The 26,720-nt window shown below is 74.2% G+C and carries 23 protein-coding genes; 15 read left to right on the top strand and 8 right to left on the bottom strand.

Features of this window, described 5'->3' with window-relative positions; all coding sequences use genetic code 11:
* Positions 1 to 47 precede the first annotated feature (47 nt).
* The 3 genes from ASD33_RS35665 to ASD33_RS01025 all read right to left on the bottom strand — a co-directional run bounded on the left by ASD33_RS35665 (position 48) and on the right by ASD33_RS01025 (position 2,100).
* The gene (locus tag ASD33_RS35665; protein WP_056551719.1) at positions 48 to 842 is read right to left on the bottom strand and encodes a hypothetical protein; all 795 of its coding nucleotides are present in this window, start codon (positions 840 to 842) and stop codon (positions 48 to 50) included.
* Between the two features lie 234 nt (positions 843 to 1,076).
* The gene (locus ASD33_RS01020; protein ID WP_056551721.1) at positions 1,077 to 1,358 is read right to left on the bottom strand and encodes a hypothetical protein; all 282 of its coding nucleotides are present in this window, start codon (positions 1,356 to 1,358) and stop codon (positions 1,077 to 1,079) included.
* Between the two features lie 502 nt (positions 1,359 to 1,860).
* The gene (locus tag ASD33_RS01025) at positions 1,861 to 2,100 is read right to left on the bottom strand and encodes a chaplin (RefSeq protein ID WP_056551723.1); all 240 of its coding nucleotides are present in this window, start codon (positions 2,098 to 2,100) and stop codon (positions 1,861 to 1,863) included.
* 379 nt (positions 2,101 to 2,479) lie between these two features.
* Here ASD33_RS01025 and ASD33_RS01030 point away from each other — a divergent pair, with 379 nt between their 5' ends.
* The 9 genes from ASD33_RS01030 (at position 2,480) to ASD33_RS01070 (ending at position 13,234) form a co-directional block, all read left to right on the top strand.
* Entirely contained in the window at positions 2,480 to 3,535 is a 1,056-nt protein-coding gene (locus ASD33_RS01030; RefSeq protein WP_056551725.1) for a DUF3344 domain-containing protein, read from the top strand.
* 1 nt (position 3,536) lies between these two features.
* Entirely contained in the window at positions 3,537 to 4,673 is a 1,137-nt protein-coding gene (locus ASD33_RS01035) for a glycosyltransferase family 4 protein (protein ID WP_056551727.1), read from the top strand.
* Positions 4,670 to 6,121, top strand: a complete 1,452-nt coding sequence (locus tag ASD33_RS01040) for an exopolysaccharide biosynthesis polyprenyl glycosylphosphotransferase (RefSeq protein ID WP_056551729.1) — start codon at positions 4,670 to 4,672, stop codon at positions 6,119 to 6,121. The genes ASD33_RS01035 and ASD33_RS01040 overlap by 4 nt, the downstream gene beginning before the upstream one ends.
* A 2-nt stretch (positions 6,122 to 6,123) precedes the next feature.
* Positions 6,124 to 7,437 carry an O-antigen ligase family protein gene (locus tag ASD33_RS01045; protein WP_056551731.1) on the top strand — a complete coding sequence of 438 codons (1,314 nt, stop codon included), beginning with the start codon at positions 6,124 to 6,126 and terminating at the stop codon, positions 7,435 to 7,437.
* Positions 7,438 to 7,885: 448 nt separating this feature from the next.
* On the top strand, positions 7,886 to 9,574 hold the full coding sequence (locus ASD33_RS01050) for a lipid II flippase MurJ (protein WP_056551733.1): 1,689 nt from the start codon (positions 7,886 to 7,888) through the stop codon (positions 9,572 to 9,574).
* A complete protein-coding gene (locus tag ASD33_RS01055) occupies positions 9,471 to 10,274 on the top strand; it encodes a polysaccharide deacetylase family protein (RefSeq protein ID WP_056553696.1) in 804 nt (267 codons plus the stop codon). Before ASD33_RS01050 ends, ASD33_RS01055 begins: the two co-directional genes overlap by 104 nt.
* A complete protein-coding gene (locus ASD33_RS01060) occupies positions 10,271 to 11,404 on the top strand; it encodes a glycosyltransferase (RefSeq protein ID WP_056551735.1) in 1,134 nt (377 codons plus the stop codon). The genes ASD33_RS01055 and ASD33_RS01060 overlap by 4 nt, the downstream gene beginning before the upstream one ends.
* 13 nt (positions 11,405 to 11,417) lie before the next feature.
* Complete coding sequence (locus ASD33_RS01065) at positions 11,418 to 12,095, top strand: hypothetical protein (RefSeq protein ID WP_056551737.1); 678 nt, start codon at positions 11,418 to 11,420, stop codon at positions 12,093 to 12,095.
* Positions 12,092 to 13,234 carry a GNAT family N-acetyltransferase gene (locus ASD33_RS01070; protein ID WP_056551740.1) on the top strand — a complete coding sequence of 381 codons (1,143 nt, stop codon included), beginning with the start codon at positions 12,092 to 12,094 and terminating at the stop codon, positions 13,232 to 13,234. The genes ASD33_RS01065 and ASD33_RS01070 overlap by 4 nt, the downstream gene beginning before the upstream one ends.
* 41 nt (positions 13,235 to 13,275) lie before the next feature.
* Here ASD33_RS01070 and ASD33_RS01075 read toward each other — a convergent pair whose 3' ends face one another.
* A complete protein-coding gene (locus ASD33_RS01075) occupies positions 13,276 to 14,847 on the bottom strand; it encodes a glycosyl hydrolase (RefSeq protein ID WP_056551742.1) in 1,572 nt (523 codons plus the stop codon).
* Between the two features lie 277 nt (positions 14,848 to 15,124).
* Between ASD33_RS01075 and ASD33_RS01080 the strand changes: the two genes are divergently transcribed.
* Together ASD33_RS01080 and ASD33_RS01085 are read left to right on the top strand one after the other, a co-directional pair.
* Positions 15,125 to 16,384 (top strand): ATP-grasp domain-containing protein, encoded by a 1,260-nt coding sequence (locus ASD33_RS01080; RefSeq protein ID WP_347232253.1) that lies wholly within the window; start codon positions 15,125 to 15,127, stop codon positions 16,382 to 16,384.
* A 14-nt stretch (positions 16,385 to 16,398) separates the two neighbouring features.
* Complete coding sequence (locus ASD33_RS01085; RefSeq protein ID WP_056551746.1) at positions 16,399 to 17,667, top strand: FAD-dependent oxidoreductase; 1,269 nt, start codon at positions 16,399 to 16,401, stop codon at positions 17,665 to 17,667.
* 68 nt (positions 17,668 to 17,735) lie between these two features.
* Here the strand turns inward: ASD33_RS01085 and ASD33_RS01090 are convergent, their stop codons facing one another.
* Entirely contained in the window at positions 17,736 to 17,969 is a 234-nt protein-coding gene (locus ASD33_RS01090) for a chaplin (protein ID WP_056551748.1), read from the bottom strand.
* A gap of 171 nt (positions 17,970 to 18,140) precedes the next feature.
* Positions 18,141 to 18,554, bottom strand: coding sequence for a rodlin (locus ASD33_RS01095; protein WP_056551751.1), 414 nt, complete (start codon positions 18,552 to 18,554; stop codon positions 18,141 to 18,143).
* A gap of 218 nt (positions 18,555 to 18,772) precedes the next feature.
* On the opposite strand from ASD33_RS01095, the gene ASD33_RS01100 reads away from it, so the two are divergent.
* Positions 18,773 to 19,183: a rodlin gene (locus ASD33_RS01100; RefSeq protein WP_056551753.1), complete on the top strand. Its 411-nt coding sequence runs from the start codon at positions 18,773 to 18,775 to the stop codon at positions 19,181 to 19,183.
* Between the two features lie 105 nt (positions 19,184 to 19,288).
* Here the strand turns inward: ASD33_RS01100 and ASD33_RS34750 are convergent, their stop codons facing one another.
* A complete protein-coding gene (locus tag ASD33_RS34750) occupies positions 19,289 to 19,495 on the bottom strand; it encodes a hypothetical protein (RefSeq protein ID WP_107103602.1) in 207 nt (68 codons plus the stop codon).
* A gap of 118 nt (positions 19,496 to 19,613) precedes the next feature.
* Between ASD33_RS34750 and ASD33_RS01105 the strand changes: the two genes are divergently transcribed.
* Both ASD33_RS01105 and ASD33_RS01110 read left to right on the top strand, forming a co-directional pair.
* A complete protein-coding gene (locus tag ASD33_RS01105) occupies positions 19,614 to 20,654 on the top strand; it encodes an LCP family protein (protein WP_056551755.1) in 1,041 nt (346 codons plus the stop codon).
* 94 nt (positions 20,655 to 20,748) lie between these two features.
* Positions 20,749 to 21,156, top strand: coding sequence for a rodlin (locus tag ASD33_RS01110; protein WP_056551757.1), 408 nt, complete (start codon positions 20,749 to 20,751; stop codon positions 21,154 to 21,156).
* A 79-nt stretch (positions 21,157 to 21,235) separates the two neighbouring features.
* Here ASD33_RS01110 and ASD33_RS01115 read toward each other — a convergent pair whose 3' ends face one another.
* Positions 21,236 to 23,257 carry a thioredoxin domain-containing protein gene (locus tag ASD33_RS01115; protein WP_056551759.1) on the bottom strand — a complete coding sequence of 674 codons (2,022 nt, stop codon included), beginning with the start codon at positions 23,255 to 23,257 and terminating at the stop codon, positions 21,236 to 21,238.
* Positions 23,258 to 23,403: 146 nt separating this feature from the next.
* On the opposite strand from ASD33_RS01115, the gene ASD33_RS01120 reads away from it, so the two are divergent.
* Complete coding sequence (locus ASD33_RS01120) at positions 23,404 to 26,628, top strand: tetratricopeptide repeat protein (RefSeq protein ID WP_056551761.1); 3,225 nt, start codon at positions 23,404 to 23,406, stop codon at positions 26,626 to 26,628.
* Positions 26,629 to 26,720: the final 92 nt, after the last annotated feature.

The following is a 26,720-nucleotide window of genomic DNA, read 5'->3' on the forward strand; positions in this document are numbered from 1 at the left end:
GGTGAGGGCCTCGGGTTGACGCTTCGTCGGCCCGGGGGCCGTACGGGTCAGTGGCGGCGGGCGATCCGGCCACCGCGGCGGTGGACGACGGTGCCGCCGACGATCAGCGCGGCGCTGATCGCGGCCGCGCCCCAGAGGGCGGGGTCGCTGCCGGTGTCGGGGAGGTGCGGCTTCCCAGGGACGCTGGGCGTGGTGGTCGGGGTGGGCTCCTCACAGCCCGGCTCCGGCTCCTCGCCGGGGGCGGGCGACTCGCAGTCGCCGGGCGGAGTGGTGGGAGGAGTGGTGGGAGGCGTCGTCGGCGGGGTCGTCGGCGGCGTGGTGGGAGGCGTCGTCGGCGGGTGCGTCGGAGGCGTGGTCGGCGGATGCGTCGGCGGGGTCGTCGGCGGCGTGGTGGGAGGCGTCGTCGGCGGCGTGGTGGGAGGCGTCGTCGGCGGATGCGTCGGCGGATGCGTCGGCGGGTGCGTGGGAGGCGTCGTCGGCGGCGTCGTCGGCGGATGCGTCGGCGGGTGCGTCGGCGGGTGCGTCGGCGGGTGCGTGGGCGGGTGCGTGGGCGGGTGCGTCGGCGGGTGCGTGGGCTCACCCGGTTCGTCGCCGTAGCCGCCGGGTTCCTCCGCGTGGGCGCAGAGGTCGCCGGCGGCGGCGGTGACGAACTCGCCGAGGTCCATGCCCCTGCCGCAGACGTCCGCGGGCAGCTGGGCCTGCGCGTGACCGTTGGTGCCGGAGCCGTACCCGTCGCCCGTGGCGGGATGGGAGCTCGCGGCCAGGGCGAATCCGCCGCTCAGCGACAGGATGCCCGTCGCTGCCACCGCGGTCAGTACTTTCCTGCTGATGATGGACCGCATACCGCTCTTCCTCTGGAGAAAGGGAGAGGCCGGCGAGGATCCCCCCTCGCTCCGTCCGACCGGTTCCACGCCGACGTTCGCGTGGGACTGGCCAGAGGGTATGGGTCTGCGCACCCGCCATCGCGGGGGCAACACGGCAGCTGATCAGAAAATCATTCGATCAGCCGACCGTGAGGAACGGTCACCCGGAAAGGCGCCGTAAGTGCCCGGAAGGGCCCTTGCACTGAGGGAACGTCAGCCGCCCAGCGGCAGACCGCCGGGGACCGGGAGGCCACCGAGCAGCGGGGCACCCTTGGTGGCCTGGTTCAGCTGGGTGGCGGTGTCCGTGACGGTCTTCACCGGGGATCCGTCCGTGGTGCTGCTCAGCACGTCCGACTTCAGCCCGTTGGCGGCGATCGCCTCCAGACCACCGTTGAGGCTGGTGGGGGTGAGCGCCTCCGTGGCCATGGCGGGCGCGGCGGCACCCATCGCCATCAGCGAACCGGCGACGATCGCGGCGACCTTGGTGGGCTTCATGGGGGGAATCCTTCCTCTGTACTTCAAGTCACGTACGGCGCAGGCTTCTTGACCGAATCCCGCACTTTGTTCTGCTTCTGTAACGAGAGGTTCGCTCCCCGGAAACTCCGGGAGGGAGGATTTCTCGACACTGCACCCGATCGATGGGGACCGGTGCTATTTGCCGACCGCACACGTCCGACGCGGCCGCCAGGGCCGCCCCACGGCGTGCAGCCAGGGGACGCACATGTGTTCCTTTTCCTTATGCGTCGGACAACCGCCCTCTCGCAGTGCCTGCGGGTATAGCCCTCCGCGACCGGGGAACTACGGAGCGCCACACCTCCGTTCGAGTGAATCCGCCCTCCCGAACTACCCCCCGAAGGGGCGTACGCCGTTGCACCGAACGGCGCACGACGGTGCCGCCGAACGAGTACCCCACCAGTCCCGGCAAGGAGAAAGCCGGTGCGCCCACCCCGACGGGGTGGGCGCACCGGCTTCGGAAGGACCGATCAGGCGTGCCAGATCAGGCGTTGACGCAGGTGTTGCCGAAGGCCGGGTTCAGCGCGCCGATGACGCTGACGGTGTTGCCGCAGAGGTTCACCGGGATGTGCACCGGGACCTGGACGACGTTGCCGGAGCCGACGCCGGGGGACTTCACAGCCGCGGCCTCCGCGCCGGCGTCGGCGGCGGCGGCACCGGCGGCACCGGCGACCGCGGCGGCGGCACCCACGGTCAGGACAACGGCCTTGGCGATACGGGACATGGGGAAGTGCTCCTCGATCGAAATTCAACGCGGACTGCGCGGACTGTTCGGCCCGGCCCCCTCAACAACGCCCCGGCTTTTCATCGGTTGCTCTCCCGAACGGGTGACGTTCAACCGATCTTTGGGCCATAGGAGGGCCATTGGAGGGAGTGGGCGTGGAATGGCGCAACACGCTCAACGAGGAACCGGCCCCGCGGATACGGGAGTTAGCGTTTCCAGGCATCTAATGCTTACTATCGCCCCGCGCCGGGGTTATAACGTTCCCGAACGTTGCTTCCGGGCCCGCCGCGCGTTCACTCATTTCGTGCGGACGACACCTTCCCCTCTCCCGGCCTTCTCGGGTCTTCCCTTCCTTCTCTCATCAAAGCGGAGAACCTGTATGCGGAATTCAGCGGTTCTTGCTGTGCGTCGCAGCGTGTTGTGCGCCCTGTCGTGTGCGGCGCTGTCCGCCGCGCTGCCGGCCGCCTCCGCCGCGGCCCCACAGCCCCGGGAGGCGAGCCGCGTCCCCTTCGCCGCCCGCTACCAGGCCGTGCAGCACGGTGGGGTCGTGCGCGCCGCCAACTCCTCGGCCCGGGGCGCGAAGGGCACCGAGTCGGTCAACGACGACGCCACCCTCGCGTACGTCGACGTGGACGACGACCCCCTCACGTACAACTCCAGCCGCGCCGAGCTCGCCGTGCCGGCGGGCGCCCGGGTCAGCTGGGCCCGGCTCTACTGGGGCGGCAACCTGCGGGTGGGCGAGCAGAAGCCCCCGAAGGACAACGGCCGGGTGCTGATCGCCGAGCCCGGCGGACGGTACAAGGCCCTGCTCACCGACACCCTCATCGGCCACCGCACGGCCGACGGCGCCGACGCCTTCCAGGCCTCCGCCGATGTCACCGACCTGGTCCGCTCCTCCCGTCCGGGCCAGTGGACCGTCGCCCAGGTCAATGTCGCCATGGGCCGCTCGACGGTCGGCGGCTGGGGCGGCTGGACGCTGGTCGCCGCGTACGAGAAGGCCTCGGAGCCGCTGCGCCGGATCGGCGTCTGGGACGGATTCGAAACGGTCGGCCCGGGGACGGGCGAGCTGCGCGTCCCGCTCGACGGAAACCGTTACGACAAGGCCGCGGCCGGGCGGCTCGGCGTGATCGCCTATGACGGCGACCGCGGAACTCCCGGCGATTACCTGGCCGTACGCACGAGCCGCACGAAGAGCACCCGGCTCGCCGATTCCGCCAATTCCGCGGACGACGTGATGAACTCCAGCATCACCGAATTCGGCGCTCGTACGGTCCGTTTTCCCGATCGTACGAACACCCTGGGGTACGACTCCGACGTCTTCGATCTGCGGGGGGCACTGCGCGATGGGGCCGACCGTGTCCACGTCCGGTTCGGCAGCCGGAAGGACACCGTCTGGCTCGGTGCGCTCTTCTTCCAGGCGGACGTCCGGCGCTGACGTGCAGCCTCCACGAGCATCGGACCCCGCGTCCGTCACCGTCCTGCACGCGGTCCAGCCCGGCGACGGCGGGGTCGCCCGCGTCGTCGTCGACCTGGTCCGCGCCCAGCGCGCCGCCGGCCTGCGGGTCGCCGTCGCCTGCCCGCCCGGCACCTCCCTGTCCGCCGCCGTCCGCGCCGAGGGCGCCGAGACCCACGACTGGCGGGCCGGCCGGAACCCCGGGCCCGGCCTCGTCCGCGAGACCAGGGAACTCGCCCGGCTGATCCGTACGGTCCGGCCCGGACTCGTCCACGCGCACAGCGCCAAGGCGGGCCTCTGCGCCCGACTCGCCCTGCGCGGACGGATTCCGACGGTGTATCAGCCGCACGCCTGGTCGTTCGAGGCCGTCGAGGGAACGACCGCCTCGCTCGCCCGTCGCTGGGAGCGGTTCGGCGCCCGCTGGGCGGACCGGATCGTCTGTGTGAGCGAGGCCGAGCGGCGTACCGGCGAGGCCGCCGGTGTGACGGCGGCCTGGTCCGTCGTCCACAACGGTGTGGACGTCGCCCGGTTCGCGACCGAAGGGCCGCCCGGCAATCCCGCGCCCACCGTCGTCTGCGTGGGCCGGCTCTGTCGCCAGAAGGGCCAGGACGTACTGCTGGCCGCCTGGCCCGCCGTGCTCGCCGAGGTGCCCACGGCCCGGCTCGTCCTCGTCGGCGAAGGACCCGACGGCGAGCGGCTGCGCGCCGCCGCCGGCCCCTCGGTGCGCTTCACGGGAGCCGTCGAGGACACCGCCCCCTGGTACCGGGCCGCCGACGTGGTCGTCCTGCCGTCCCGCTGGGAGGGCATGGCGCTCGCGCCGCTGGAGGCGATGGCGGCCGGCCGGCCGGTCGTCGTCAGCGATGTCGACGGGGCCCGCGAGAGCCTGCCGCCCGCCCATGAACCCCAATGCCTGGTCCCGCCCGAGGACCCGGCCGCGCTCGCCACCGCTCTCGGCCGCCTCCTCGGCCGGCCGGAGCTGCGGCACCGCCTGGGCCGCGAGGCCCACGAGCACGTACTCAGCAGATTCGATGTCCGGCGCACCGGCGCTGCCGTCGCGGACGTCTACCGCGAACTGACCGGAGTGCGGGGCACCGAGCACAGAGAGCCGATTGCGCAGTGACCACGGAAAGCACCAGCGTCCCCTCCTCGCCGGGCCCCTGGCCCACGGCGGGCCAGGCCTTCGGCCTCGCCTCCCTCGCGCCGCGCCGCGCCGCGACCGACCGGCTCGCGCTGCCACGCCACCGCCGCGTCCGGACACGGTCCGGCGCGGCCCCGCTCGTCGCCGTCGACGGGCTGGCCGTCCTCACCGGCGGCACGCTCCTGAGCGCCGTCCACCACGACGCCCGGCTGCTGCTGCCGGTCCTGGCGCTCGTCCTGGTCCTCGACGGGCACGCCGGCCTCTACCGGCCGCCCGTCCGCAGCCGGGCCCTCGACGAACTGCCCGCCCTCGCCTCCCGCGCCGGCGTCGTCTGGTGCCTGGCCGCGGCCGGCGCCGCCGCGTACTCCCCCGCCCTGGCCATCGGACCGCTGCGGCTCTGCGCCGCCTACGGCGCCCACGTCGGCGTCGCGGTCCTGGTCCGGGCCCTGCTGCTCGCCCGGCGCCGCCGGATCGCGCGCGCCCACCCCCGCTCGGCGCTCGTCGTCGGCGGCACGGGGGCCGCCCGCCGGTTCGCCGCCTCGGCGGTCCAGCACCCGGAGTACGGGATGCGGCCGGTCGGCATCGTCGGCGTGCCCGAGCAGGGCGGCGCTCCCCGGGCCGCCGGGGAGGCCGGGCTCCCGGTGCTCGCCACGACCGAGGAGATCCACCGGGCCGTCATCCAGAACACCGTGCGCGACGCGGTGTTCCTCGACGACGACCCCGGGCTCGTCACCCTCTTCCAGCAGTACGGCTGCACCACCTGGCGGGTCGGCGGACGGCACCAGGACGGGCCGATGGGCGAGCACATGTGGGGCCACGCCTGGCACCGGATGGTCCCGCTGGACCAGCGGCGCGGGCGGACCGCCAAGCGCGCCCTCGACCTCGTGTTCACCGCGCCCGCGCTGGCGCTCGCGCTGCCGGTGCTGCTGCTCTGCGCGCTCGCCGTACGCCTCTCCGACGGTCCCGGCGTCCTGTTCCGGCAGGAGCGGGTCGGCCAGTACGGGCGCCACTTCACGCTGCTGAAGTTCCGTACGCTGCGCCCCTCCGACGACACCGAGTCGGCGACCCGCTGGAACGTGGCGGGCGACCGCCGGATGAGCGCGGCCGGGAGCTTCCTGCGGAAGACCTCGCTCGACGAGCTGCCGCAGCTGTGGAACGTGCTGCGCGGCGACATGAGCCTGGTCGGGCCCCGTCCCGAACGGCCGTACTTCGTCGCCCAGTTCAGCAAGATCCACGCCGGGTACGCGGCCCGCCACCGGATGCCGGTGGGGCTGACCGGTCTGGCGCAGGTGCACGGGCTGCGCGGTGACACCTCGATCGAGGACCGCTGCCGCTTCGACAACCACTACATCGACCACTGGTCGCTCTGGCAGGACGTCTGCATCCTGCTGCGTACGGCGGCCGGGCTCGTCCGACCCACGGGGAGCTGAGGATGGCCACGGCCGTGACCGGGCCGGCGGTCGCCCCGGACGACGTACGCGACCTGGCCCGCCGGGCCGGGGCGCTCTCCCCGGTCCTTGCCGTGGTCGCGCTGCTGCTCGTCCCCGGCGGGGGCGGGGCCCAGGGCGGCACCGGCGGGACGGGAACGGTCGCCGACGCGGCCTCCGGGCTGCTCGTCCTCGTCTGTCTCGTCCGGGTGCTGCGCGGCGGCGCCCGGCCGCTGACCCGGACGGCCGCCGTCGTCCTCGGCCTGCCGGTCCTCGGGATCTGTCTGGCCGCGATCACCTCGAACGACCCGGCGGCGAGCCTGCCGGGCGTCGCCCGCTACGTGCAGATCTTCGTCCTCGTCCCGGCGGCCGTGCTCCTCATGATCCGCGACCGGCGGGACTTCGCCGTGGTCGCCTGGGGGCTGGTCGGGCTCGCGCTGCTCCAGGGCGCGGTGGGCGTCGGCCAGTACCTGACCGGCACCGGCGCCTCCTACCAGGGCGAGGACATCCGGGCCGTCGGCACCTTCGGGCCCACCGACGTGATGGGCATGGCGACCGTCGTGGCGTACGGCCTCGTCGTCGTCACCGGCATCGCGCTCGGCAGCGGGCCCGGCCGGACGCGGACGGCGGCGGTGGTCTGCGCGGGTCTCCTCTTCGTGCCGCTGGTCCTCTCCTTCAGCCGGGGCGCGTGGATCGCGACCGTCCTCGCCTGCGGCATGCAGCTGCTGCTGTCGGGGCCCCGGCGGGCGGCGCGGGTGGCCCTCGCCGCCGGGGCGCTCGGGGTGGTCCTGGTCGGCGGTCTCGGCATCGGGTCGTCGATGGTGAAGGAGCGGGTCACCAGCATCACGCAGGTGGCGGCGGCGCCGGACCAGTCGGTGACCGACCGGTACACGATGTGGGCGGCGGCCGGGCGGATGTGGCGGGCGGAGCCGGTCACCGGCGTCGGCCTCAAGGGCTTCCCCGCCTACCGCGACTCCAACGCCTCGCTCGCGCTGTCCTCCGGCAGCGACACGGCGGGCGCGGGCGCCGCCTTCCAGCGGCAGCCGCTGCTGTCCCCGCACAACATGTACCTCCTGGTACTGAGCGAGCAGGGCCTGTTCGGGCTGCTGGCCCTGGCGGGCAGCTGGGTGGCGCTGCTGGTCGGCGCGCTGCGGCGGCGCCGCCTCGGCGCGGACTGCGCGCTGGTCGCCACGGGCCTGCTCGCCTGGCAGCTCATCGACTTCTTCTACGCGGACATCGGCGGCCCCTCGACCGTCCTCATGTCGGTGGTGCTGGGCCTCGCGGCCTGGTGGGCGCTGGCGGAGGTCAGGCGTGCGTGACCCGTGGGCCGGGGAACCCGAGCCCACGGACGCGCCGCGGGCCGGCGAACCGCGCCCCCCGGCCCGCCCGCCCTGCGGCACCCCGCTCACCGACCCCTGGCCGACCGCGCCTCCGGGCCCCACGGACTCCCCGTGGCCCCCGGAGGCCGTCGTGCTGCCGGGGACGGGGCCGGCGGGGCTCGCCGGCGCCCGCCCGGTGGCGGTCCGCCGCACGTCGGGGGCGGGAGCCGGGGCGGGTGCGCGCGCGGGAGCCGGGGCTGCCGTACGCGAACTCCGCGCGGCCGAACCCCGTACGCCTCACGGGGCCCCGGCGGGACCTCGTACGCCTCACGGAGCGGGTCCCGGACCCCGTACGCCTCACGGAGCGGGTACCGGACCCCGTACGCCTTCCGGGACCGGTGCGAAAGCCGCTTCCCCCGCTCCCTCCGGCCGTCGTGCCCACGCGCGCGTGCGCCCGTCCCGTACCGGGGCGTCCGAGGGGCGGGGGTTCCTCGCCAGGGCCGCCGCCGTGACCGCGGGACTCACCGCCGTCGGGGCGCTGCTCGGGCTCGTACGGGACCAGATCCTCGCCGGGTACTTCGGGGCCGGGGCCGAGACCGACGCGTTCCTGGTGGCGTGGACGGTCCCCGAGTTCGCCTCGACGCTGCTCATCGAGGACGCGATGGCGCTGATCCTGGTGCCCGCGTTCTCCCGGGCCCTGGCCCGCCGTGCCCAGGGCCCGCTCGGCGACCCGGTGCGGGCGCTGGTGCGCGGCACGCTGCCCCGGATCGTCCTCGTCCTCGGTGTCGTCTCCGCGCTCCTCGTCGCCGCCGCCCCGCTGCTCGTCCGGGTCCTCGCGCCGGGACTGCCCGATCCGGCGCTCGCCGTCGACTGCACCCGGCTGACCGGCACCTGCGTGCTGACCTTCTCGCTGGTCGGCTACTGCTCGGCGGCGCTGCGCGCGCACGGCTGTTTCCTGCCGCCGGCCGCGATCTACGTGGCGTACAACGCGGGCATCATCGGCACCGTCCTCGTGCTGCGCGAACCGCTGGGCGTGCGGTCCGCCGCCGCCGGGGTCGCGGTCGGCGGGGTCCTGATGGTGCTCGTCCAGCTGCCCTCGCTGCTGCGCGAGCTGCGCACCCGTCCGGTGCCGACGCGGCAGCCCGAGCCGCCCGCGTCCGGCGGCGGCACGGCCGAGAGCCGTGTCCTGGTCCTCGGGCTGATCGCGCCCGTCGTCGCCTTCTCGCTCGCCCGCCAGTCGCAGACCCTGATCGAACGCTTCCTCGCCTCGCCGCTGCCGGCCGGTGCCATCTCGCATCTGAACTACGCGCAGAAGGTCGCGCAGATGCCGATGATCCTCTCCCTGATGCTGTGCACGGTCAGCTTCCCGATGGTGGCCCGCGCGCTCGCGGCGGGCGACACGGAGACGGCCCGCCGCCGGGTCGAGCGGGATCTGCTGCTGGCCGCCGTCGTCGTCCTCGTCGGCGCGTCGACGGTGATCGCCGCCGCCCCCCGCATCGTCGAACTTCTCTTCGAGCGCGGTGAGTTCGGCCGCTCCGACACAGTGGCGACCGCCGCCGTGATGCGGGTGTACGCCCTCGGCCTGCTCGGCCAGACCATGGTCGGCGCCCTCGTCCGCTGCTACTTCTCCGCCGCCCGGCCGCTCTGGTACCCGGCCGCCGCCATGGCCGCCGGGCTCGCCACCACGGCCGCCGCCGGCGTTCCCGCCGCCCACCACTGGGGCGCCGTCGGCATCGCCGCCGCCAACGCCCTCGGCATCACCCTCGCCGCGGTGCTGCTGCTGCGCGGCGCGCACCGCCAGTCCGTCCCGGTGGACGTCGACCGGCTCGGCGAGGGCCTGCTGCGGCTCGCCACGGCGGGCGCCTGGGCCACCGGCGCCGGCTGGCTGTGCTCGATCGCGATCGGGCCCGCGTTCCTCGCCGTCACCGTCGCGGGCCTGGTCGTCATCGGTGTCTTCGTGCTCTTCATCGCCTGCGCCGCCAAGGCGCCCGAGATTCCGCCCCTGCCCCGCTCCGCCTCCCGGAGGACCGCCCATGCCCGCCGCCACCGCGCTGCGCCGTCTGCTCCCGAAGCCGCCCCTGTGGGTGAAACCGCCCCTGTGGGTGGCGATGTACCACTCGATCACGGACATCGCTGACGACCCGTACCGGGTGACCGTCTCCCCGGTGCGCTTCGCCCGGCAGCTGCACTGGATGGCCGACCGGGGACTGCGCGGGGTCTCGGTGCGGGAGCTGCTCGCCGCCACCGCGGCGGGGCGCGCCCGCGGGCTCGTGGGCCTGACCTTCGACGACGGTTACGCGGACTTCGTCGACTCGGCGCTGCCGCTGCTGCGCCGGCACGGGTTCACGGCGACGGTGTACGTGCTGCCGGGGCGGCTCGGCGGGGAGAACGGCTGGGACACGGCCGGGCCGCGCAAGTCGCTGCTCACCGAGGACGGCATCCTGCGGATCGCCGGGGCCGGCATGGAGATCGGCTCGCACGGCCTCACCCACGTCGCGCTGACCGAGGTGGACGACGCCGTGCTCGCCGCCGAGACCCGGCACAGCCGGGAACTCCTGGAGGAGATGACCGGCACGCCCGTGGACGGCTTCTGCTACCCGTACGGGCAGGTCGACCCGCGCGCGATCCACGCCGTGCGCAAGGCCGGCTACCGCTACGCCTGCGCGATCGACCCGGGCCCACACACCGGCGCGTACGCCCTGCCGCGGGTCCACATCGGCGAGGGCGACACCCCCTGGCGGCTCACCGCCAAGCGGGTCCTGCACCCCTTCCGCCGCCGCCACCCCGCCGATCTGACGCCCGCGCCGTACGGCCCCGCCGTGGTCGGTGCGCCGTGAAGGTCCTGCACGTCATCACCGGACTCGGCATCGGCGGCGCCGAGCAGCAGCTGCGGCTGCTGCTGCGGCACCTGCCCGTGCGGAGCGGTGTCGTCACCCTCACCAACCCCGGGGCCGTCGCCGCGGGCATCGAGGCGGACGGCACGCCCGTCACCCATCTGGGCATGGCGGGGAACCGCGACCTCGGCGCGCTGCCGCGGCTCGCGCGGATCGTCCGGCAGGGCCGCTACGACCTCGTCCACACCCATCTGTACCGGGCGTGCGTCTACGGCAGGACGGCGGCCCGGCTGGCCGGGGTGCGGCGGGTCATCGCCACCGAGCACTCCCTCGGCGAGACGCAGATCGAGGGCCGCCCGCTCTCCGCGGGGACCCGCGCCCTGTATCTGGCGTCCGAGCGGCTCGGCACGTCCACCGTCGCCGTCTCGCCCAGCGTGGCGCGCCGGCTGGCGGACTGGGGGGTGCCCGCCGAGCGGATCCGGGTCGTCCCCAACGGCATCGAGACCGGCCGCTTCGCCTTCGACGCCCGCGCCCGGCGCCGTACCCGGGAGGCCCTCGGTCTCCCCGAGGACGCCCTTGTCGTCGGCGGGGTGGGGCGGCTGACGCCCGGGAAGCGCTTCGACCGGCTCGTCCGGGCGGTGGCCGAGGTCCCGGAGACCCGGCTGCTGCTCGTCGGCGAGGGCGAGCAGCGCGAGGAGCTGCTGCGGACGGCCCGCGCGTGCGGGGCCGCCGACCGGGTGCTGCTGGCCGGCGCCTGTGAGGACCCGCCGACGGCCTCCGCCGCGGGGCCTTCGCTGCCGGAACTGCTGGCCGCCATGGACGTGTTCGTGTCCACCTCACCCGACGAGACCTTCGGGCTCGCCGTCGTCGAGGCCCTCGCCGCCGGACTGCCCGTGCTGTACGTGGCCTGCCCGGCGATCGACGACCTCGCACCGGACGCCGCCCCGGGCGCGCGCCGGATCGGCGAGTCCGTGTCCGAGCTGGTCTCCGCGCTGCGCGGCGTCCGGGACGCCCGGCCCGCCCGGCTCCCGCTGCCGGCGGCCGCCCGCCGCTACGACATCGCGCACAGCGCCGGCCAGTTGATGTCCCTCTACGACCAGGCCGTCCACGGCACCCCCTTCCCCGCTGAGTGAGAGAGCCCGACCGATGAACACCACCCCACCCCGCACCTCCCTCCAGGCCGCTCTGCGCAGGCCCGGCCGCTGGGCGGTCCTGCCCGTCGCCGTCCTCGCCGGAGCCGCGCTCGGCGGCGGTTACGGGGCCCTGAAGACCCCGCAGTACGCGGCGACCAGCTACGTCATCGTCGTACCGGCCGAGAAGTCCGACCCGGCGGCCGCGCTCGGCTTCGCGCAGGCGTACGGGCGGGTCGCCACCGACATCGCGGTGACCGGCGACGCCCAGGTGTGGGCCGGGGTCACCGCCGACACCCTGCGCCGGAACGTGCAGGCGGCGACCTCCCCGGACGCACCGATGATCTCCATCACCGCCCAGTCGGAACAGCCCGCGAAGGCCGTGTCGATGGCCGACGGGGTGGCCCGCGCGCTCGTCCTCAACAGCTCGCACGTCGCGGGCAGCACGGGCGTGAAGGTCGTCCAGTTCTCCCGGGCCACGAAGCCGATCGCCCCCGTCTCCCCCTCGGCGCCGCTCTCCGCGCTGGTCGGCGCCTGCGCGGGCGGTCTCCTCGGCGGTCTCGCCCTCCTCGTCCGGCCGAAGCGCGCCGCCTCGCGCGGCGAGGCCCGCCACTCCCGGCAGGCGTCCGCCCCGGCCGGGTCCGCCGCCGTGCCCGCCCCGGCGACCGCCGCGCACCAGGCGGAGGCGGTGTGACCCCGAGACCGCTGCGGACCGAGGTCTGCCGTGACGAGGACGGGTTCGGGCGCCTGGCGGCCGAGTGGACGGCGCTGTACGGGCGCTGCTCCACCGCCACCCCCTTCCAGTCCCATGCCTGGCTGCACTCCTGGTGGCTCTCGTACGGCCGGCCCGGTGCGCTGCGGGTGGTGCTCGTACGGGGTGCGGACGGCTCACTCGTCGCCGCCGCGCCCCTGATGCGGGCCGGGGGGCCGCTGCCCGTCCTCACCCAGCTCGGCGGGTCGATCACCGACTTCACGGACGTGCTCGTCGACGACGGCTGCCCGGGGGCGGCGCCCGCGCTGGCCCGGGGCATCGCGAGGGCCGCCAGGGGCTCGGTGGTCGACCTGCGGGAGGTGCGGCCGGGGGCGGCCAGCGAGCAGGTCTTCGCCCGCTGGCGGGGCCCGCGCCGACGGCTGCCCGACTCGCTGTGCCTGGAGCTGCCCGCCGTCCCCATGGAGGGGCTCCTCGAACGCATCCCCTCCGGGAAGGCGCAGCGGGTCCGGGCCAAGCTGCGCAAGCTGGACGCCCTCGGCATCGACGCGCACGTGGTCACCGGGGCGGAGGTGCCCGCCGCACTCGACCGGCTCCTGAGGCTGCACCAGCTCCAGTGGCAGGGGCGGGGGGTGACGGCCGAGCACACCAGCGAGCGCTTCGCCCAGCACCTCACCCGGGCCGTGCGGCCGATGGTGGAGCGCGGGGACGCGATGGTCACCGAGTTCCGGCTCGCCGGGGACGTGGTCGCCGCCGACCTGACCCTGATGTCCCCCCGGCTCGCGGGCGGCTATCTGTACGGGGCGGACCCGGCGCTGCGCGCCCGCAAGGTCGACGTGGCGACGATGCTGCTGCGGCACGGCGCCGGGGAGACCAGCGCGGGCGGGCGGGCCACGCTGAGCATGCTGCGCGGCACGGAGGCGTACAAGCACCACTGGCGGCCCGAGACCGTGGGCAACCAGCGGCTGATGCTCGCCGGGCGCGGTACGGCCCCGCTGCTGTGGCTGCGCGCGGGCGCGGCCGACGCGCGCCGCTGGGCGGCCCGGCAGGCGCGGGAGCGCCCCTGGGTGGGGCGGGCGCTCGGCAGGCTGCCGGGGCGGACGCGGCGCGGCGGCGACGGATGAGTCCGCCGCCGCCGCGCACGACCGCCACCGACAGGGACCGGTCAGAAGGGCCAGACGCCCTCCAGCGACCCCTTCCAGTCGAGGTCGACCTTGTCCTTCCAGGAGTCCTTCGGGACACAGACGGGCCCGCCGATCCAGCTCTCGACCCATGAACCGAGGTTGACGGTCCAGCAGGAGGGCTTGGGTTCCGGCTTGGGTTCCGGCTTGGGCTCGGGCTTCGGTTCGGGCTTGGGTTCCGGCTTCGGTTCCGGCTTGGGCTCGGGCTTGGGTTCCGGCTTCGGCTCCGGCTTCGGCTCCGGCTTCGGCTCCGGCTTCGGTTCCGGCTTCGGCTCCGGCTTCGGCTCCGGCTTGGGTTCCGGCTTGGGTTCCGGCTTCGGCTCCGGCTTCGGCTCCGGCTTCGGCTCCGGCTTCGGCTCCGGCTTCGGCTCCGGCTTCGGCTCCGGCTTCGGCTCGGGCTTCGGCTCCGGCTTGGGCTCCGGCTTGGGCTCAGGAACCGTCGGGTCCGTGGGCCACGTCGGATCGGTCGGATCCGTAGGCCACGTCGGATCGGTCGGATCCGTAGGCCACGTCGGGTCGGTCGGGTCCGTCGGCTGTGTCGGGACGCCCGGTTCCGTGCCGTACAGCATCTGCCGGAACAACGCCGACGACCGGGGATTGTCGTCGCATTGCCAGACGCCGTGCGGGCAGTAGTCGGTGATCGTGTGGTAGAGCGGCTTGTGCAGCTTCATCCATTCCAGCATGCGCCGCATGTATTCGGGGTTGTCCCCGTTGCGGAAGAGCCCCCATTCCGGATAGGAGATCTGCTTTCCGTGCTCGGCCGCGAAATCGACCTGCTTCTGGAGCCCGTACGGCTCGGTGACGTGCTGGTCGAAACGCGAACCCGAGGGCTGGTCGTACGAGTCCATTCCGATGATGTCGACGACATCGTCACCCGGGTAGCACTCGGTCCACGGGACGGCGTCGAGACCGCGGCTCGGGTTGAAGTCGAACCGGAACTTCTGGCCCGGCACGGAGCGCATCGCGGTGACGATCCGGTTCCAGTAGTTCTTCCACGAAGTGGGGTCGGGCCCGCACCGGTGGGTGTAGGTGGTGCCGTTCATCTCCCAGCCGAGGACGACGACGGTGTCGGTGGCGCCCAGCTCGACGAGCCGCCGGGCGAGGGTCCTGAAGTGGTGGTCGTAGGCGCCGGCGGCACCGATCCGCAGCTGACGGCGGACCTCGGCGTCGGAGACCCCGGCCTCGTTGCGCTCCAGCATGGGCACGTTGAGGACGAACATGCGGTCGGCCTTCTCGTTGCGCCAGTCCGCCCAGGCGTCGAGGAAGCCCGGGGGGCCCTCGATGTTCTTCCAGAGGTCGCCGGGAAGGTAGGTGTGGCCGACGCGGAGCTCACGGCCGCCGAGCCACTGCTGCAGGGCCTCGATGCGGGCGACCCCGAGCGCGCCCGATTCGAGGAACGCGCCCATGGCGCCCGAGAGCGTGGGTCCGGGATCGCTCGCCGTGACGGATTCGGCGGCCCGGGCGGGGGACGACAGCACGACTGAACCCGAGGCGAGGAGACCGGCGGTGAACACCCCCAGCCACGCTCTCGAGGTTCTCCGGTGTGCAGCTCCCATGGCCACTCCTTCGCGTCGTACGCCTTTTGATGATCCGTCAATCTGATACTCCGAAAGTATTCCTAATGCGCCGACCGTGAACTCGGCTTCCCTCTGATCAGTAGTCCATTAGAGGATTTGATCGCCCAGATGGGGCACCCGAGAGGAAGGGCGTGCCGTGCCGCGCAGTCAGCGTTTCGACACCAGCGTTCCCACCGTCCTTGTGCGGCTCGATCCGAACCCCTTCCATCACGGCACCCTCGGAGCGGCGCGCTCATTGGGCCGGGCGGGAATTCCGGTGCACGCCGTCATCGAATCGAGCACCAGCCCGGTCGCCCGCTCACGCCATGTCCGCTCGGTCCGGGTCCGCCCCGCGACGGCCTCCGCCGGAGAGCTGGTCGCCCTCCTGCACCGGATCGCGGACGAACTGACGGACGGTCGGACGGCAGGTCGCACGGAGGGCGGGACGGGCGACCGGAAGGACCCGCCCGCCGACGCCATCCCCGACGCCCCGTCACCTCCCCTCCTCGTCCTCCCCCTCGACGACGTCAGCGCCCTCGCCCTGGCCCGCAGGCGCGCCGATCTCTCCCCGCGCTTCCTGCTGCCCGAGCAGAGCGAGGAACAGCTGCTGCGCGTCGCCGACAAGGCCTCGCTCGCCGAGACCTGCGCGGACCTGGGGCTGCCCCATCCCCGTACCGAACTCCCCACCGGCGCCGACGAGGCCGCCGCGATGGCCTGGTCGCTCGGACTCCCGGTGGTGGCCAAGTGGAGCCGCCCCTGGCTGCTCCCGGCCGGCGGCGGACTGCGCAGCACCTCGATCGTGCGCTCGCTCGCCGAGGTGCGGGAGCTGTACGCCCGCACCCCCGAGGCCGGCAGCCGGCTGCTGCTCCAGGAGCTGCTTCCGGCCGGCCGGGACCTCGACTGGTTCTTCCACGGGTACGTGGACTCCGCCGGCCGCTGCACGACGGGGTCGACCGGCCGCAAGGAGCGTTCCTGGCCGGACGGCGCCGGGCTCACCGCCGTCGGCCGCTGGACGGTGAACCCGGCCCTGGAGCGCACGGCCCGCGCACTGCTCGACGCGCTGGGCTACCGGGGCGTCTGCGACCTGGACTTCCGGCTCGACCGGTCCACGGGCGCGTACCACCTGCTCGACTTCAACCCCCGGCCCGGCGCGCAGTTCCGGCTCTTCACCGACCCGTCCGGCCTCGACGTGGTCCGCGCCCTCCACCTGGACCTCACCGGCCGTCCCGTACCGCCGCACTCCCCCGCGTACGGGCGCCGCTTCGTCGTCGAGAACTACACGGCGCTCTCGGTGCTGGCCTCGCCGCGCCGCCGGTACGCGGCCGAGCCCGGGGCCGCGCGCAGGACCGAGTACGCCTGGTGGGCCGCCGACGACCCGGCGCCCGCGCTCGCCATGGGCCGCGCCTGGCTCGCGCACCTCCTGCGCAAGGCGCTGTCCGTGCTCCGCCGCCGCCTGCGCTCCGGCCGGGCGGGCCCGCCGACGACCCCCACGACGCCACGGGCCCGCAGCTCCTCCCAGCAGCTCACTCCACGTTGAAGGCGGAAGGCACGATGTCGAACACGTACGACCTGGTGGTCGTCGGGGCCGGACCCTACGGCCTGTCCGTGGCCGCGCACGCGGCCGTCCACGGGCTGCGCCTGCGGACCTTCGGCCGCTCGATGGAGTCCTGGCACGCCATGCCCCCGGGCATGTTCCTGAAGTCGGAACCCTGGGCCTCGCACCTCTCCGACCCGCAGGGGGCGTACGGGCTCGACGCGTACGCCGCCGCGCGGGGCGTGCGCGCCGAGCACGGGGTGCCGCTGCCGGTGGACTTCTTCGCCGCGTACGGCGACTGGTTCGCCCGGCGGGCCGTGCCCGCGCTCGACGAGCGGCTGATCGCCTCGGTCACGCCGACCGCCGACGGCTTCGCGCTGCTCACCGAGGACGGCGAACCGCTCCGCGCCCGGACGGTGGCGCTCGCCGTCGGCGTCCTGCCCTTCATGGAGGTGCCCGGACCGCTGCGCGGCCTGGACCGGCGGTACGTCACCCACTCCAGCCACCACGGCGCGCTGGACCGCTTCGCGGGGCAGGACGTCACGGTCGTCGGCGCGGGCCAGGCGGCCCTGGAGACGGCCGCGCTCCTCGTGGAGCGCGGCGCGGGCGCGGTCAGGATCGTCGCCCGCGCGGACCGGCTGAACTGGAACACCCTGCCCCCGGCGCTCGACCGCGGCCTCTGGCCCTCGCTGCGCGCCCCGCACACGGGGCTCGGCTGCGGCTGGCGGAACAGGCTCTACGCCGACACCCCGGGCGTCTTCCGGCGTCTGCCCGCCGCCACCCGCGAGCGGATCTTCGGCTCGGCGCTCGGCCCGGCCGGTGCCTGGTGGCTCCGTGAGCGCTTCGCTGCGGTCGGGGACGTACGCCTCGGGCAGCGGATCACCGCGGCGGCCGTGACCGGGGACGAGCGGCTGCGGCTCGATGTGTCCGGCCCTGGCGGCACGACCGTCCTGGAGACCGACCACGTCGTCGCGGCCACCGGTTTCGTCCCGGGCCTGGACCGGGCGAAGGTGCTCTCCCCGACGCTGCGCGGGGCGCTGCGGACCGTCGGCGCGGGCGGGGCCCCGGAGGTCGGCGCGCTCTTCGAGTCCTCGTGGCCCGGCCTCTTCCTCGCCGGACTGCTCACCGCCCCGTCGTACGGGCCCTCGATGCGGTTCGTCCTCGGCGCCGAGTACACGGCGGGGCGGCTGGTGCGCGGGGTGCGGCAGCGGCTGCGCGCGGGGGCCCGGAGCGGCGGCGCGCCGGGCCGGCCGCGTACGGGCGGGAAGGCGCCGGTCCCGGCATGACGGAGGGCCGGCCCCGGAGAGCGGGTGCTCTCCGGGGCCGGCCCCCGAGCCTGCGTGTCGCTGAGGACTCAGGCGTTGATGCAGGTGTTGCCGAAGGTCGGGTTGAGCAGGCCGATGACGTTGATGCTGTTGCCGCAGGCGTTGACCGGGATGTGGATCGGGACCTGGACGACGTTGCCCGAGAGGACGCCCGGCGAACCGACCGCGACACCCTCCGCGCCCGCGTCGGCGAAGGCGGGGGTCGCCGCACCCATGGCCATGATGATTCCGGCGACGACGGCAGCAGCCTTCTTACAGTTCATTTTCGTCTGCATCCTTTCGGTGGCGGAACACTTTTCACGGAACACAACGAACATCCCGCGCAAAGGAAACCGGAAGAACGTCGAAGTCTGCTCATTCACTCCGTTGCGCGTACGAAAAGGGCCGGAAGAGAACACGGAGGTTCTCTTCCGGCCCAGTGTCCGCGACGCGGATCAGCCGTTGTAGGCACCGTTGCCGGAGAGCACCGGGATGTCCTCGACGAGGTGCGACAGCGGCTCGTCCCCCTTGGCCTGGGTGGAGTTCTCGGCGCACTGCTGGTTCTGCGGGGAGGAGAGGACGTTGATGTCCTGGACCGCGACCGGGACGAGGACGCCGACGACCGAGCCGACGTTGCCCTTGACCGGGGCGCCGAGGCACAGCTTGTTCAGCGAGCCCTGGACGGCCGAGAACTGGGGGCTCATGTCACCCGCGGTCGTCGAGTTGCCGAACGCCGTGTGCGCGCCGTTGCCGCTGAGCGAGGTCGTGCCGCCGTCGTCGGCGATGGCGAGCGCCGGGGAGGCCGCCGCAGCAGAAGCGCCGACAACAGAGGCCGTAACAGCCGCAGCCGCCATAATCTTCTTGATCACGGTGATTCCGTTCCTGTTCCCACCAATCGACCTGATTGATGCGACGGGATCAACTGCGGGGACGGGCTTTGGTTCCGGCTCTTCACCCGTTCGACTGGGACCGCGTTTCGCGCTGCCATGTGCGCTCCGCCAAGAGGGTGACACAGCGGAACCCTTGCGTCCGGGGCCAGTTGATCAGGTCGCTCCCTGCACGGAGCCGGTTCTAGAAGGGAACTCCCGTGATCAAGAAGGTTATGGCCACCGCGGCCGCAGCCGTCTCCATCGTCGGCGCCACCGCCGCCGTGGCCTCCCCGGCGCTCGCCATCAGCAACGACGGCGGCACCACCTCGCTCAGCGGCAACGGCGCGCACCAGGAGTACGGCAACTCCGCGACGTACGGCAACATGAGCCCGCAGTTCGCGCTGGTCCAGGGCTCGCTGAACAAGCCGTGCATCGGCCTGCCGGCCAAGCTCAACGCCGGTTCGCTCATCGGTGCCATCCCGATCAGCGTCCAGGACATCAACGTGCTGTCCTCCCCGCAGAACCAGCAGTGCACCGAGAACTCCACCCAGGCGAAGGGCGACGAGGCCCTGTCGCACATCCTGGACGACATCCCGGTCCTGTCGGGCAACGGCGTCGGCAACAACTGACGTTCCACCGCCTTCCGGCGTCCGCGCCCCGCGCGCGACGACGCCACACGTCAGGGGCCGCCCTCCGGGGCGGCCCCTTTCGCCGTGTCGCCTACAGCCGGACCGCTACCAGGTCGGCCAGACCGGCGTCGCCATCAGGCGTTCCCATTCCCGGTCCGGCATCCCCGGCACCGTCCGCCCCGACTGGACCCATTGGGTCACCAGTGCCGAATACACCGGGAACGGTGTGCGGTCGGCCGGGGGCGGGTCACTCACATATCGGCTCTTCGGAATGAAGGCCATCCGTTCCCATTTTCCGGGATCCGGCGCCATCTTCGCTCCTTCCGCTGCGATTCCCGCATCATTACACAGGCGCCGCAGGAGAGTGATTCGTCCTGTTCATGTCGCGTCGTGTACCTGTGTGCGATCACGCTCGAAATAGCGTGCGGACATGAAATTCCCGCGTGTACGGCGGGCCCGGCGTCCGCTGCTCGTCCCGGCGGCGCTGACGGCGATGGCCGCTCTCGCCCCCGGAGCCCTCGCCGCCGCCCCCACCGATCTCCCCGCCCCGGAACACGGGCTGAACCTCCTCGTGGTCGGGATCGACAGCCGCAAGGGCGTCACCGAACAGGAGAAGGAGCGCTACCGGCTCGGCGGGAAGGAGTGCGACTGCACCGACGTGATGATGCTGGTGCACGTCTCGGCCGCGAACGACCGGGTCGACGTGGTGAGCCTGCCGCGCGACTCGCTCACCACCTTCCCCGACGGGCACCGCGACCGGCGTACCGGCGAGCTGCACTCCGCCCATCCCGCGAAGATCAACAACGCCTGGGCGGAGGGGGGTTCCGCGTTCGCCGTGGAGACCGTGGAGTCGATGACCGGGCTCCCCGTCCACCGGTACCTGGAGATCGACTTCCGCCGCTTCATGGACACCGTCGACCACGTCGACGGCGGCGTGCCCGTCTGTACGGAGAAACCGCTCAAGGACCCGGTCACCGGCATCGACCTGGCTCCCGGCACCAAGCGCGTGCACGGTGGCGAGGCCCTCCAGTACGTGCGGTCGCGGCGGGCCGACGGCCAGATGGACTTCGGCCGGATCCAGAAGCAGCAGAAGTTCGTGGTGAACACCCTGGAGCGGCTCCGCGACGGCGTCCTGGACGACCCCGGCCGGCTGAAGGCCCTCGCCGCGACCCTGCGCGGGACCGGCGCGGCCGAGCGGGGCGTCTCGACGGCGGAACTCCTCGCGCTCGCCGGGCGGCTGCGGGACCTGACCCCGGACCGTACGGAGTTCGCGACGGTACCCGTACGGGGCTTCAACGCCGACATCGAGGGCGTCGGATCCACCCTCGCCTGGGACGAGGAAGGGGCGGCCGAGGTCTTCGGACGACTGCGCGAGGACCGGCCGCTGCCGCCCTCCGACGCCGTCGCCCCCAGCACGATCGCGGTGGGCACCTACCGGCCCGCACCCGGGGCTTCGCTCATCTGCCCGTAGTCCGTCCGGTGGACTTCGCGGAACCTCCGGGCCGCCGACCAGTTGATCAGCGCGGCTCGGCACTCAGCGAGCCACAACCCGAAAGGCCTGAACAATGAAGAAGCTGTTGGCTACGGCTGCTGTGGCTGCGTCGGTCCTCGGCGCGACGGCGGCGGGTGCCGGACAGGCGCTCGCGATCGCGGACGACGGTGGCACCACCTCGCTCAGCGGCAACGGTGCCCACCAGGAGTTCGGCAACTCCGCCACCCACGGCGACATGAGCCCGCAGTTCGCGCTCGTCCAGGGCTCCCTGAACAAGCCGTGCGTCGGTCTGCCGGCCAAGGTCAACGCCGGTTCGCTCATCGGGCTCATCCCGATCGCGGTCCAGGACGTCAACGTGCTGTCCTCCCCGCAGAACCAGCAGTGCACCGAGAACTCCACCCAGGCCAAGGGTGACGAGCCGCTGTCGCACATCCTCAGCGACATCCCGGTGCTCTCGGGCAACGGCGCCGGCAACAGCTGAGCGACGACGCCCGGCCGGGTGCGGCCCCGCGGTCCCTCCTCGGAGGGACCGCGGGGCCGTCCCCTTTCCGGCGCCGCCCTCAGAGCTTCCGGCGCAGCTCGGCCGGATCGGTGACCGGTGCGTCACAGGTGAAGTGACGGCACACGTACGCGGCGGGCGCACCGGCCACCAGCGGGCGGTCCCGCAGCAGCGGGAACTCCTCGCTGTCGGGGGCGCCGAAGGCGAGCACCGCGCCGGGGGCGGTGGCCAGGAGGGCGGTACGGCGCAGCTCCCGGAAGGCCTCGTCGCCGGGGGCGCCCACGACGGCGATCTCCCGGGGCCCGTCGAGGAGGGCCTCGGCCACGGCCAGGCCCCAGCCGATGAAGCGGGGTGCGCGGGGGCCGAGGGCCTTGACGACGCCGAGGGCGCCTTCGGCGGCGGCGCGGTGGGCCTCCGAGCCGGTCTGGGCGGCGTACGAGAGCAGGGCTCCGGCGGCGGCGGTCCAGCCGGACGGGGCCGCGTTGTCCGTGGGGTCCTGCGGGCGGCGGATCAGCGCCTCGGCGTCGTGGGCCGTGTCGTACAGGGCGCCGCCCTCGGCGGTGAAGCGGTCGAGGACCAGGTCCAGGAGGAAGCCGGCGAACTCCAGCCAGGCGCCCTCGCCGGTGACGGCGGCGAGGGCGAGGAAGCCTTCGGCGACGTCGGCGTAGTCCTCCAGGACGCCCGCGTTGGTGCCGGCCCGGCCGTCCTTGGACGTACGGGTGAGGCGGGCGGCCTCGTCCATGTGGACCCGTACGAGCAGGTCGGCGGCCTCCGTGGCGCGCTCGACGAGGTCGGGGCGGTCGAAGAGGGCGCCGGTCTCGGCGAGGGCGGCGACCGCGAGGCCGTTCCAGGCGGCGACGACCTTGTCGTCCCGGCCGGGGCGCTCGCGCTCCTCGCGGGCGGCGAGGAGGCGGGCCGCGATCGAGGCGATCCGGTCGGCGTCGGCCGGGCCGGTCCCCTCCGGGAACTGGAGGACGGAGCTGCCGTGCTCGAAGGTGCCGTCCTCGGTGACGCCGTAGTGGGCGGCGGCGAGGGCGGCGTCCTCGGCACCGAGGACCTCGGTGAGCTGCTCCGGGGTCCACACGTAGAAGGCGCCCTCGACGTGCTTGCCGGTGCCGTCGTCGCTGTCCGCGTCGAGCGCGGAGGCGAAGCCGCCCTCGGGGGTGCGGAGTTCGCGGACCATGAAGTCGGCGGTCTCCAGGGCGACCCGGCGGGCGAGCTCGCTGCCGGTCGCCTTCCACAGGTGGGCGTAGACCCGGCAGAGCAGGGCGTTGTCGTACAGCATCTTCTCGAAGTGCGGCACGACCCAGGCGCGGTCGACGGCGTAGCGGGCGAAGCCGCCGCCGAGCTGGTCGTAGATGCCGCCGCGGGCAATCGCCTCGCAGGTGTCCGCGGCCATCTGGAGGGCGCCCTCGGAACCCGTACGGGCATGGTGGCGGAGCAGGAACTCCAGCGCCATCGACGGCGGGAACTTGGGGGCGCCGCCGAAGCCGCCGTGCTTGGCGTCGTACTCGCGGACGAGACCGAGGAGGGCCTGCCCGAGCTCCTCCTCACCGGGGACTCCGTCGCCGCCGTAGGCGAGGGAGCGGCCGGCGAGGTCCTTCACGATCCGCTCGGCGACCTCGCCGACCTCGTCACGACGGTCGGCCCAGGCCCCCCTGACGCCCTCCAGGACCTCCGGGAAGGAGGGCATGCCGTGGCGGGGCTCCGGCGGGAAGTACGTACCGAAGTAGAAGGGGGCGGCGTCGGGGGTGAGGAACACGGTCATCGGCCAGCCCCCCTGCCCGGTGGCGGCCTGGACGGCCTCCATGTAGACGGCGTCGACGTCGGGCCGCTCCTCGCGGTCGACCTTGACGGCGACGAAGTTCTCGTTGACGAGCGCGGCGGTGGCGTCGTCCTCGAAGGACTCGTGGGCCATGACGTGGCACCAGTGGCAGGAGCTGTAGCCGACGCTGAGCAGGACGGGGACGTCGCGGCGGCGGGCCTCCTCGAAGGCCTCGGCCGACCACGGCCACCAGTCGACCGGGTTGTCGGCGTGCTGAAGGAGGTACGGGGAGGTCTCATGGGCCAGTCGGTTCGGCATGGGGACCATCCTGCCGCAGGGGTCTTCTCGTTTCTCCGCTCCCTCGCGCCGACGCGCGCCGCGCAGCACACTGGGGCCGACACGGTTCCGGGCCCGACGCGCCCTCAGGGACCGGGAGGGTCGGGCACGCGCGGAGGGGGACGCACATGCGGGACGGTCACCGGGTCGAGGCCGAGCGGTTGTTGGCGCGGTTGGTGGAGGAGGAGGTACGGGCCTCCGGCGGACGCGCCGACGCGGACGCGCTGCTCGCGCGGGGCCGGGACGCGCTGGACGTGATGGCGTCGGGTGCGGCGGAGGAGTACGGGGCGTACGCGCGGGCGGTGGAGGCCGCCGGGGTGGGCGTGGGGCGGCAGGTGCCGTTCGGGGGTGGTGGGGGTGCCCTTGTCGTCGGGGTCGCCGCCGTTGCAGCTGTCGGGGCCGATCTGGCGTTCGGTGCCACGGCGGGGACCGCGTTCGGTGCGGGGGCCGTGGTGGCCGTGGCCGGTGCGGCGGCGACCGTGCTGCGGGCCACCGGGCACCGTGCCGCCGGTGCGGACACCGCGGTCGCGGCGGCTCGGGCCCGGTGGCTGGACGCCGTCGAGGCCCGGGGGGTACGGCCCTTCCTTGAGCGGGAGCGGGCGGATCTCGCCGGGGAGAGCGGTGGCGGGCGTCCCATGGCCGCCCCCGTCGGCGCGGTGCCCCCCCTCGCGCCCGAGCGGCTGCGTGGTGGCGACCGGAGCGCGGCCGCCCGGCGGCGTACCGTCCTGGAGCGGTCCTTCGGTCATCTGCCCGACTCCGGCGGGGAGTTCGCCGGGCGGCGGGACGAGCTGGCCCGGATCACCCGGTGGGTGCAGGCCGGGCGGGCCGCGCCGGTCACCCGGCCGACCGTGGTGCTGCTGCACGGCGAGCCCGGCGCCGGGCGCACCGCGCTCGCCGTACGGTCCGCCCACGCGCTGCGCGACCAGTTCCGCGGGGCCTGCGTGGTGGACCTGCGGGGCGGTGCGGCCGGCGAGCGGCCCGTGACGACCCGGGAGGCGCTGCTGCACCTGTTGAACCGGCTCGGCGCCCCGCGCGACCGGCTGCTCTTCCGCGAGGGCGCCACCGCTGAGCAACAGGTGCGGCGGCTCACGGAGTTGTACCGGCGGCAGCTGAGCGGGGTGCCCGTCGTGCTGATCCTCGACGACGCCGCCGACGCCGCCCAGGTGCGGGCCCTGCTGCCGGAGCGGTCCGAGAGCCTGGTCCTCGTGACCTGCCGGGAGCCGCTGGACCTCGGCGAGGACGTACCGGCCGACGTGCACGCGCTGCCGGTGGCCGCGCTCGACGCGGCGGGCGCCGAGGAGCTGCTGCACGCCACGGCCGGCGGGCCCGACGCCGGCCCGTACGACGCCGAGGCCTTCGAGCGGATACGGGAGCTGTGCGGCGGCCTGCCGCTGGCGCTGCGGGTCGCGGGCTCGTTGCTCGGGCCCCGCCCCATGGACGAGCTCGCGGGTCTTCTCGCCCGCCCCGGCTGGGGCCCCGACCCTGTCGAACGCGCCCTGTCCGTACGGTACTTCTTCTTCGACGAGGACGCCCGGCAGCTGCTCCGGCGGCTCGCGCTGGCCGGGCGGGCCTCGCTGGGCGTCGCGGCGGCCGCCGCGCTGCTCGGCGGGAGCGAGGCGGAGGCGGGGCGGCTACTGAGGGAGCTGTCCGGGGCCGGGCTGCTCGACCGTGTGCGCGGCTCCCGCTACCGGCTGCACGACGCGGTACGGGGCTTCGCCGCCGTCCGGCTCCTCGACGAGGAGGACGCGGCCGAGATCGCGGCGGCGCAGGAGCGGCTCGTACGGAACCACGCCGAGCTCGCCGACGCGGTGATCCGGATGGTCGACGGCAAGATGTCGACCCGCGCGGACCGGTTCGACGGGCACGGCTTCGGCTCCCTGGAGGCGGCGCTCGGCTGGCTCGACGAGGAGTCCAGCTTCATCACCGCGGCCCTGCGGCACGCGGAGGGCGTCGACCAGGAGACCGTCCTCGGTCTGCTCAGCGCGCTCTGCGACTACTGCCTGCTGCGCGGCGACCTCTACCGGCTGGGTGAGATCAACGAGCTGGCCGAGTCCGTCGGGCAGGGGCTGCTGACGCGCTCGGTGCGGTGGCGTACCGGTATCGCGGCCCGGCAGCTCGGCGAGCTCGACAAGGCCCACAAGACGCTGACCTCGGTCGTCTCCCTCTACCAGGAGGCCCACCAGGACGCGGGGGCCGCGCTCGCGCTCTGCTCGCTCGGGATCACCCTGCACCACCAGGGGCGGCTCACGGAGGCCGCGACGCGGCTGCGGGAGGCGCTCGCGCTCCAGGAGCCGGAGTCGCTGGCCGCCGACCGGGGCTGGACGCTGCACGCGCTGGCCGCCGTGGAACGCGACCGGGGCGGTCTCGCCGAGGCGACGGCGCTGCTCGACCGGTCGCTCGCCCTGCACCGGGAGCACGAGTCGCTGCACGGCGAGGCGTGGGCGCACTTCCAGCGCGGGCAGGTGCTGCTGGTACGGGGCGACACGGCGGGCGCGGGAAGTGCGCTGCGGCACGCGCTGGAGACGTACGGGCGCGTCCGCGACGGGCGCGGCGAGGCCTGGGCGCTGACCCAGCTGGCGCGGGCTCGGCTCGCCGCCGGGGAGGCGGAGCCCGCGGTGGAGGAGCTGCGCGGGGCGCTCGCCCGGCACCGGGAGCAGGAGGACGCGCGCGGGGAGGCGTGGACGCTGTACTACCTGGGGCAGGCCCTGGAGGAGCGGGGCGACCGGGACGAGGCGGTGCGGGAGCTGGGGCGGGCGCGGGCGATGTTCTCGCGGATGCGGGATCTGTACGGGCTCGCCTGCGCCCGGCACCATCTGGGCCGGGTCAGCCGGGACCAGCAGGCGGCGCGGGCGGGCAATCTGCGGAACTCGGGCTTCGCCCGGCAGCTGCTGGTGGACGCGCGGGCGGACTTCCACCGGATCGGGGTGGTCCACGGCGAGGCCTGGACCTGTCTGGAGCTGGCGATCGTCGAGGCGGGCAACGGCCGGGTGCCGCAGGCGCTGGGGCTGTGCGACGAGGCGCGGGCGCTGTTCGACGGGTGCGGTGATCCCCGGGGGGCCGGCTGGGCCCGCTTCCTGCGGTGCACGCTGCTTCCGCACGCGGTGCCGGGCAGCCCGGAGCCGGGGACGGCGACGGCCCGGGAGGAACTCGGCGCACTGGTCGCGGCCCGGCATCCGGCCCGTGACCCCCGCCTGGACGACTGCGCCGAGGCGTACGGGGTGGTCCTGGACCGGGGGGTGCTCCCGTCGACGCCCTGGCAGGCCTGGGACCTGGGCCTGGTGCCGTACCGGCAGGCACGGGAGGTGCTGGGGGCGGACGGGGCCGGCGGGGTTGCGGCGGCTCCGGCGGGGTGACGGCGGCTCCGGCGGGGTGACGGCGGCTCCGGCGGGGTGACGGCGGCGGCGCCCACGGGGTGACGGCCGGGCGCGCGGACGTCACCGGCCGA

Origin of the sequence: Streptomyces sp. Root1304 (genome assembly GCF_001426405.1) — a bacterium.
In the GTDB taxonomy this organism is placed as follows: domain Bacteria; phylum Actinomycetota; class Actinomycetes; order Streptomycetales; family Streptomycetaceae; genus Streptomyces.

What these genes read in the sequence shown, in the direction of transcription:
- ASD33_RS35665 (WP_056551719.1), bottom strand. Translation starts at nt 842, where the DNA reads ATGCGGTCCATCATCAGCAGGAAAGTACTGACCGCGGTGGCAGCGACG.
- ASD33_RS01020 (WP_056551721.1), bottom strand. Translation starts at nt 1,358, where the DNA reads ATGAAGCCCACCAAGGTCGCCGCGATCGTCGCCGGTTCGCTGATGGCG.
- ASD33_RS01110 (WP_056551757.1), top strand. Translation starts at nt 20,749, where the DNA reads ATGAAGAAGCTGTTGGCTACGGCTGCTGTGGCTGCGTCGGTCCTCGGC.
- ASD33_RS01085 (WP_056551746.1), top strand. Translation starts at nt 16,399, where the DNA reads ATGTCGAACACGTACGACCTGGTGGTCGTCGGGGCCGGACCCTACGGC.
- ASD33_RS01055 (WP_056553696.1), top strand. Translation starts at nt 9,471, where the DNA reads ATGCCCGCCGCCACCGCGCTGCGCCGTCTGCTCCCGAAGCCGCCCCTG.
- ASD33_RS01075 (WP_056551742.1), bottom strand. Translation starts at nt 14,847, where the DNA reads ATGGGAGCTGCACACCGGAGAACCTCGAGAGCGTGGCTGGGGGTGTTC.
- ASD33_RS01030 (WP_056551725.1), top strand. Translation starts at nt 2,480, where the DNA reads ATGCGGAATTCAGCGGTTCTTGCTGTGCGTCGCAGCGTGTTGTGCGCC.
- ASD33_RS01090 (WP_056551748.1), bottom strand. Translation starts at nt 17,969, where the DNA reads ATGAACTGTAAGAAGGCTGCTGCCGTCGTCGCCGGAATCATCATGGCC.
- ASD33_RS34750 (WP_107103602.1), bottom strand. Translation starts at nt 19,495, where the DNA reads ATGGCGCCGGATCCCGGAAAATGGGAACGGATGGCCTTCATTCCGAAG.
- ASD33_RS01025 (WP_056551723.1), bottom strand. Translation starts at nt 2,100, where the DNA reads ATGTCCCGTATCGCCAAGGCCGTTGTCCTGACCGTGGGTGCCGCCGCC.
- ASD33_RS01065 (WP_056551737.1), top strand. Translation starts at nt 11,418, where the DNA reads ATGAACACCACCCCACCCCGCACCTCCCTCCAGGCCGCTCTGCGCAGG.
- ASD33_RS01120 (WP_056551761.1), top strand. Translation starts at nt 23,404, where the DNA reads ATGCGGGACGGTCACCGGGTCGAGGCCGAGCGGTTGTTGGCGCGGTTG.
- ASD33_RS01045 (WP_056551731.1), top strand. Translation starts at nt 6,124, where the DNA reads ATGGCCACGGCCGTGACCGGGCCGGCGGTCGCCCCGGACGACGTACGC.
- ASD33_RS01105 (WP_056551755.1), top strand. Translation starts at nt 19,614, where the DNA reads ATGAAATTCCCGCGTGTACGGCGGGCCCGGCGTCCGCTGCTCGTCCCG.
- ASD33_RS01115 (WP_056551759.1), bottom strand. Translation starts at nt 23,257, where the DNA reads ATGCCGAACCGACTGGCCCATGAGACCTCCCCGTACCTCCTTCAGCAC.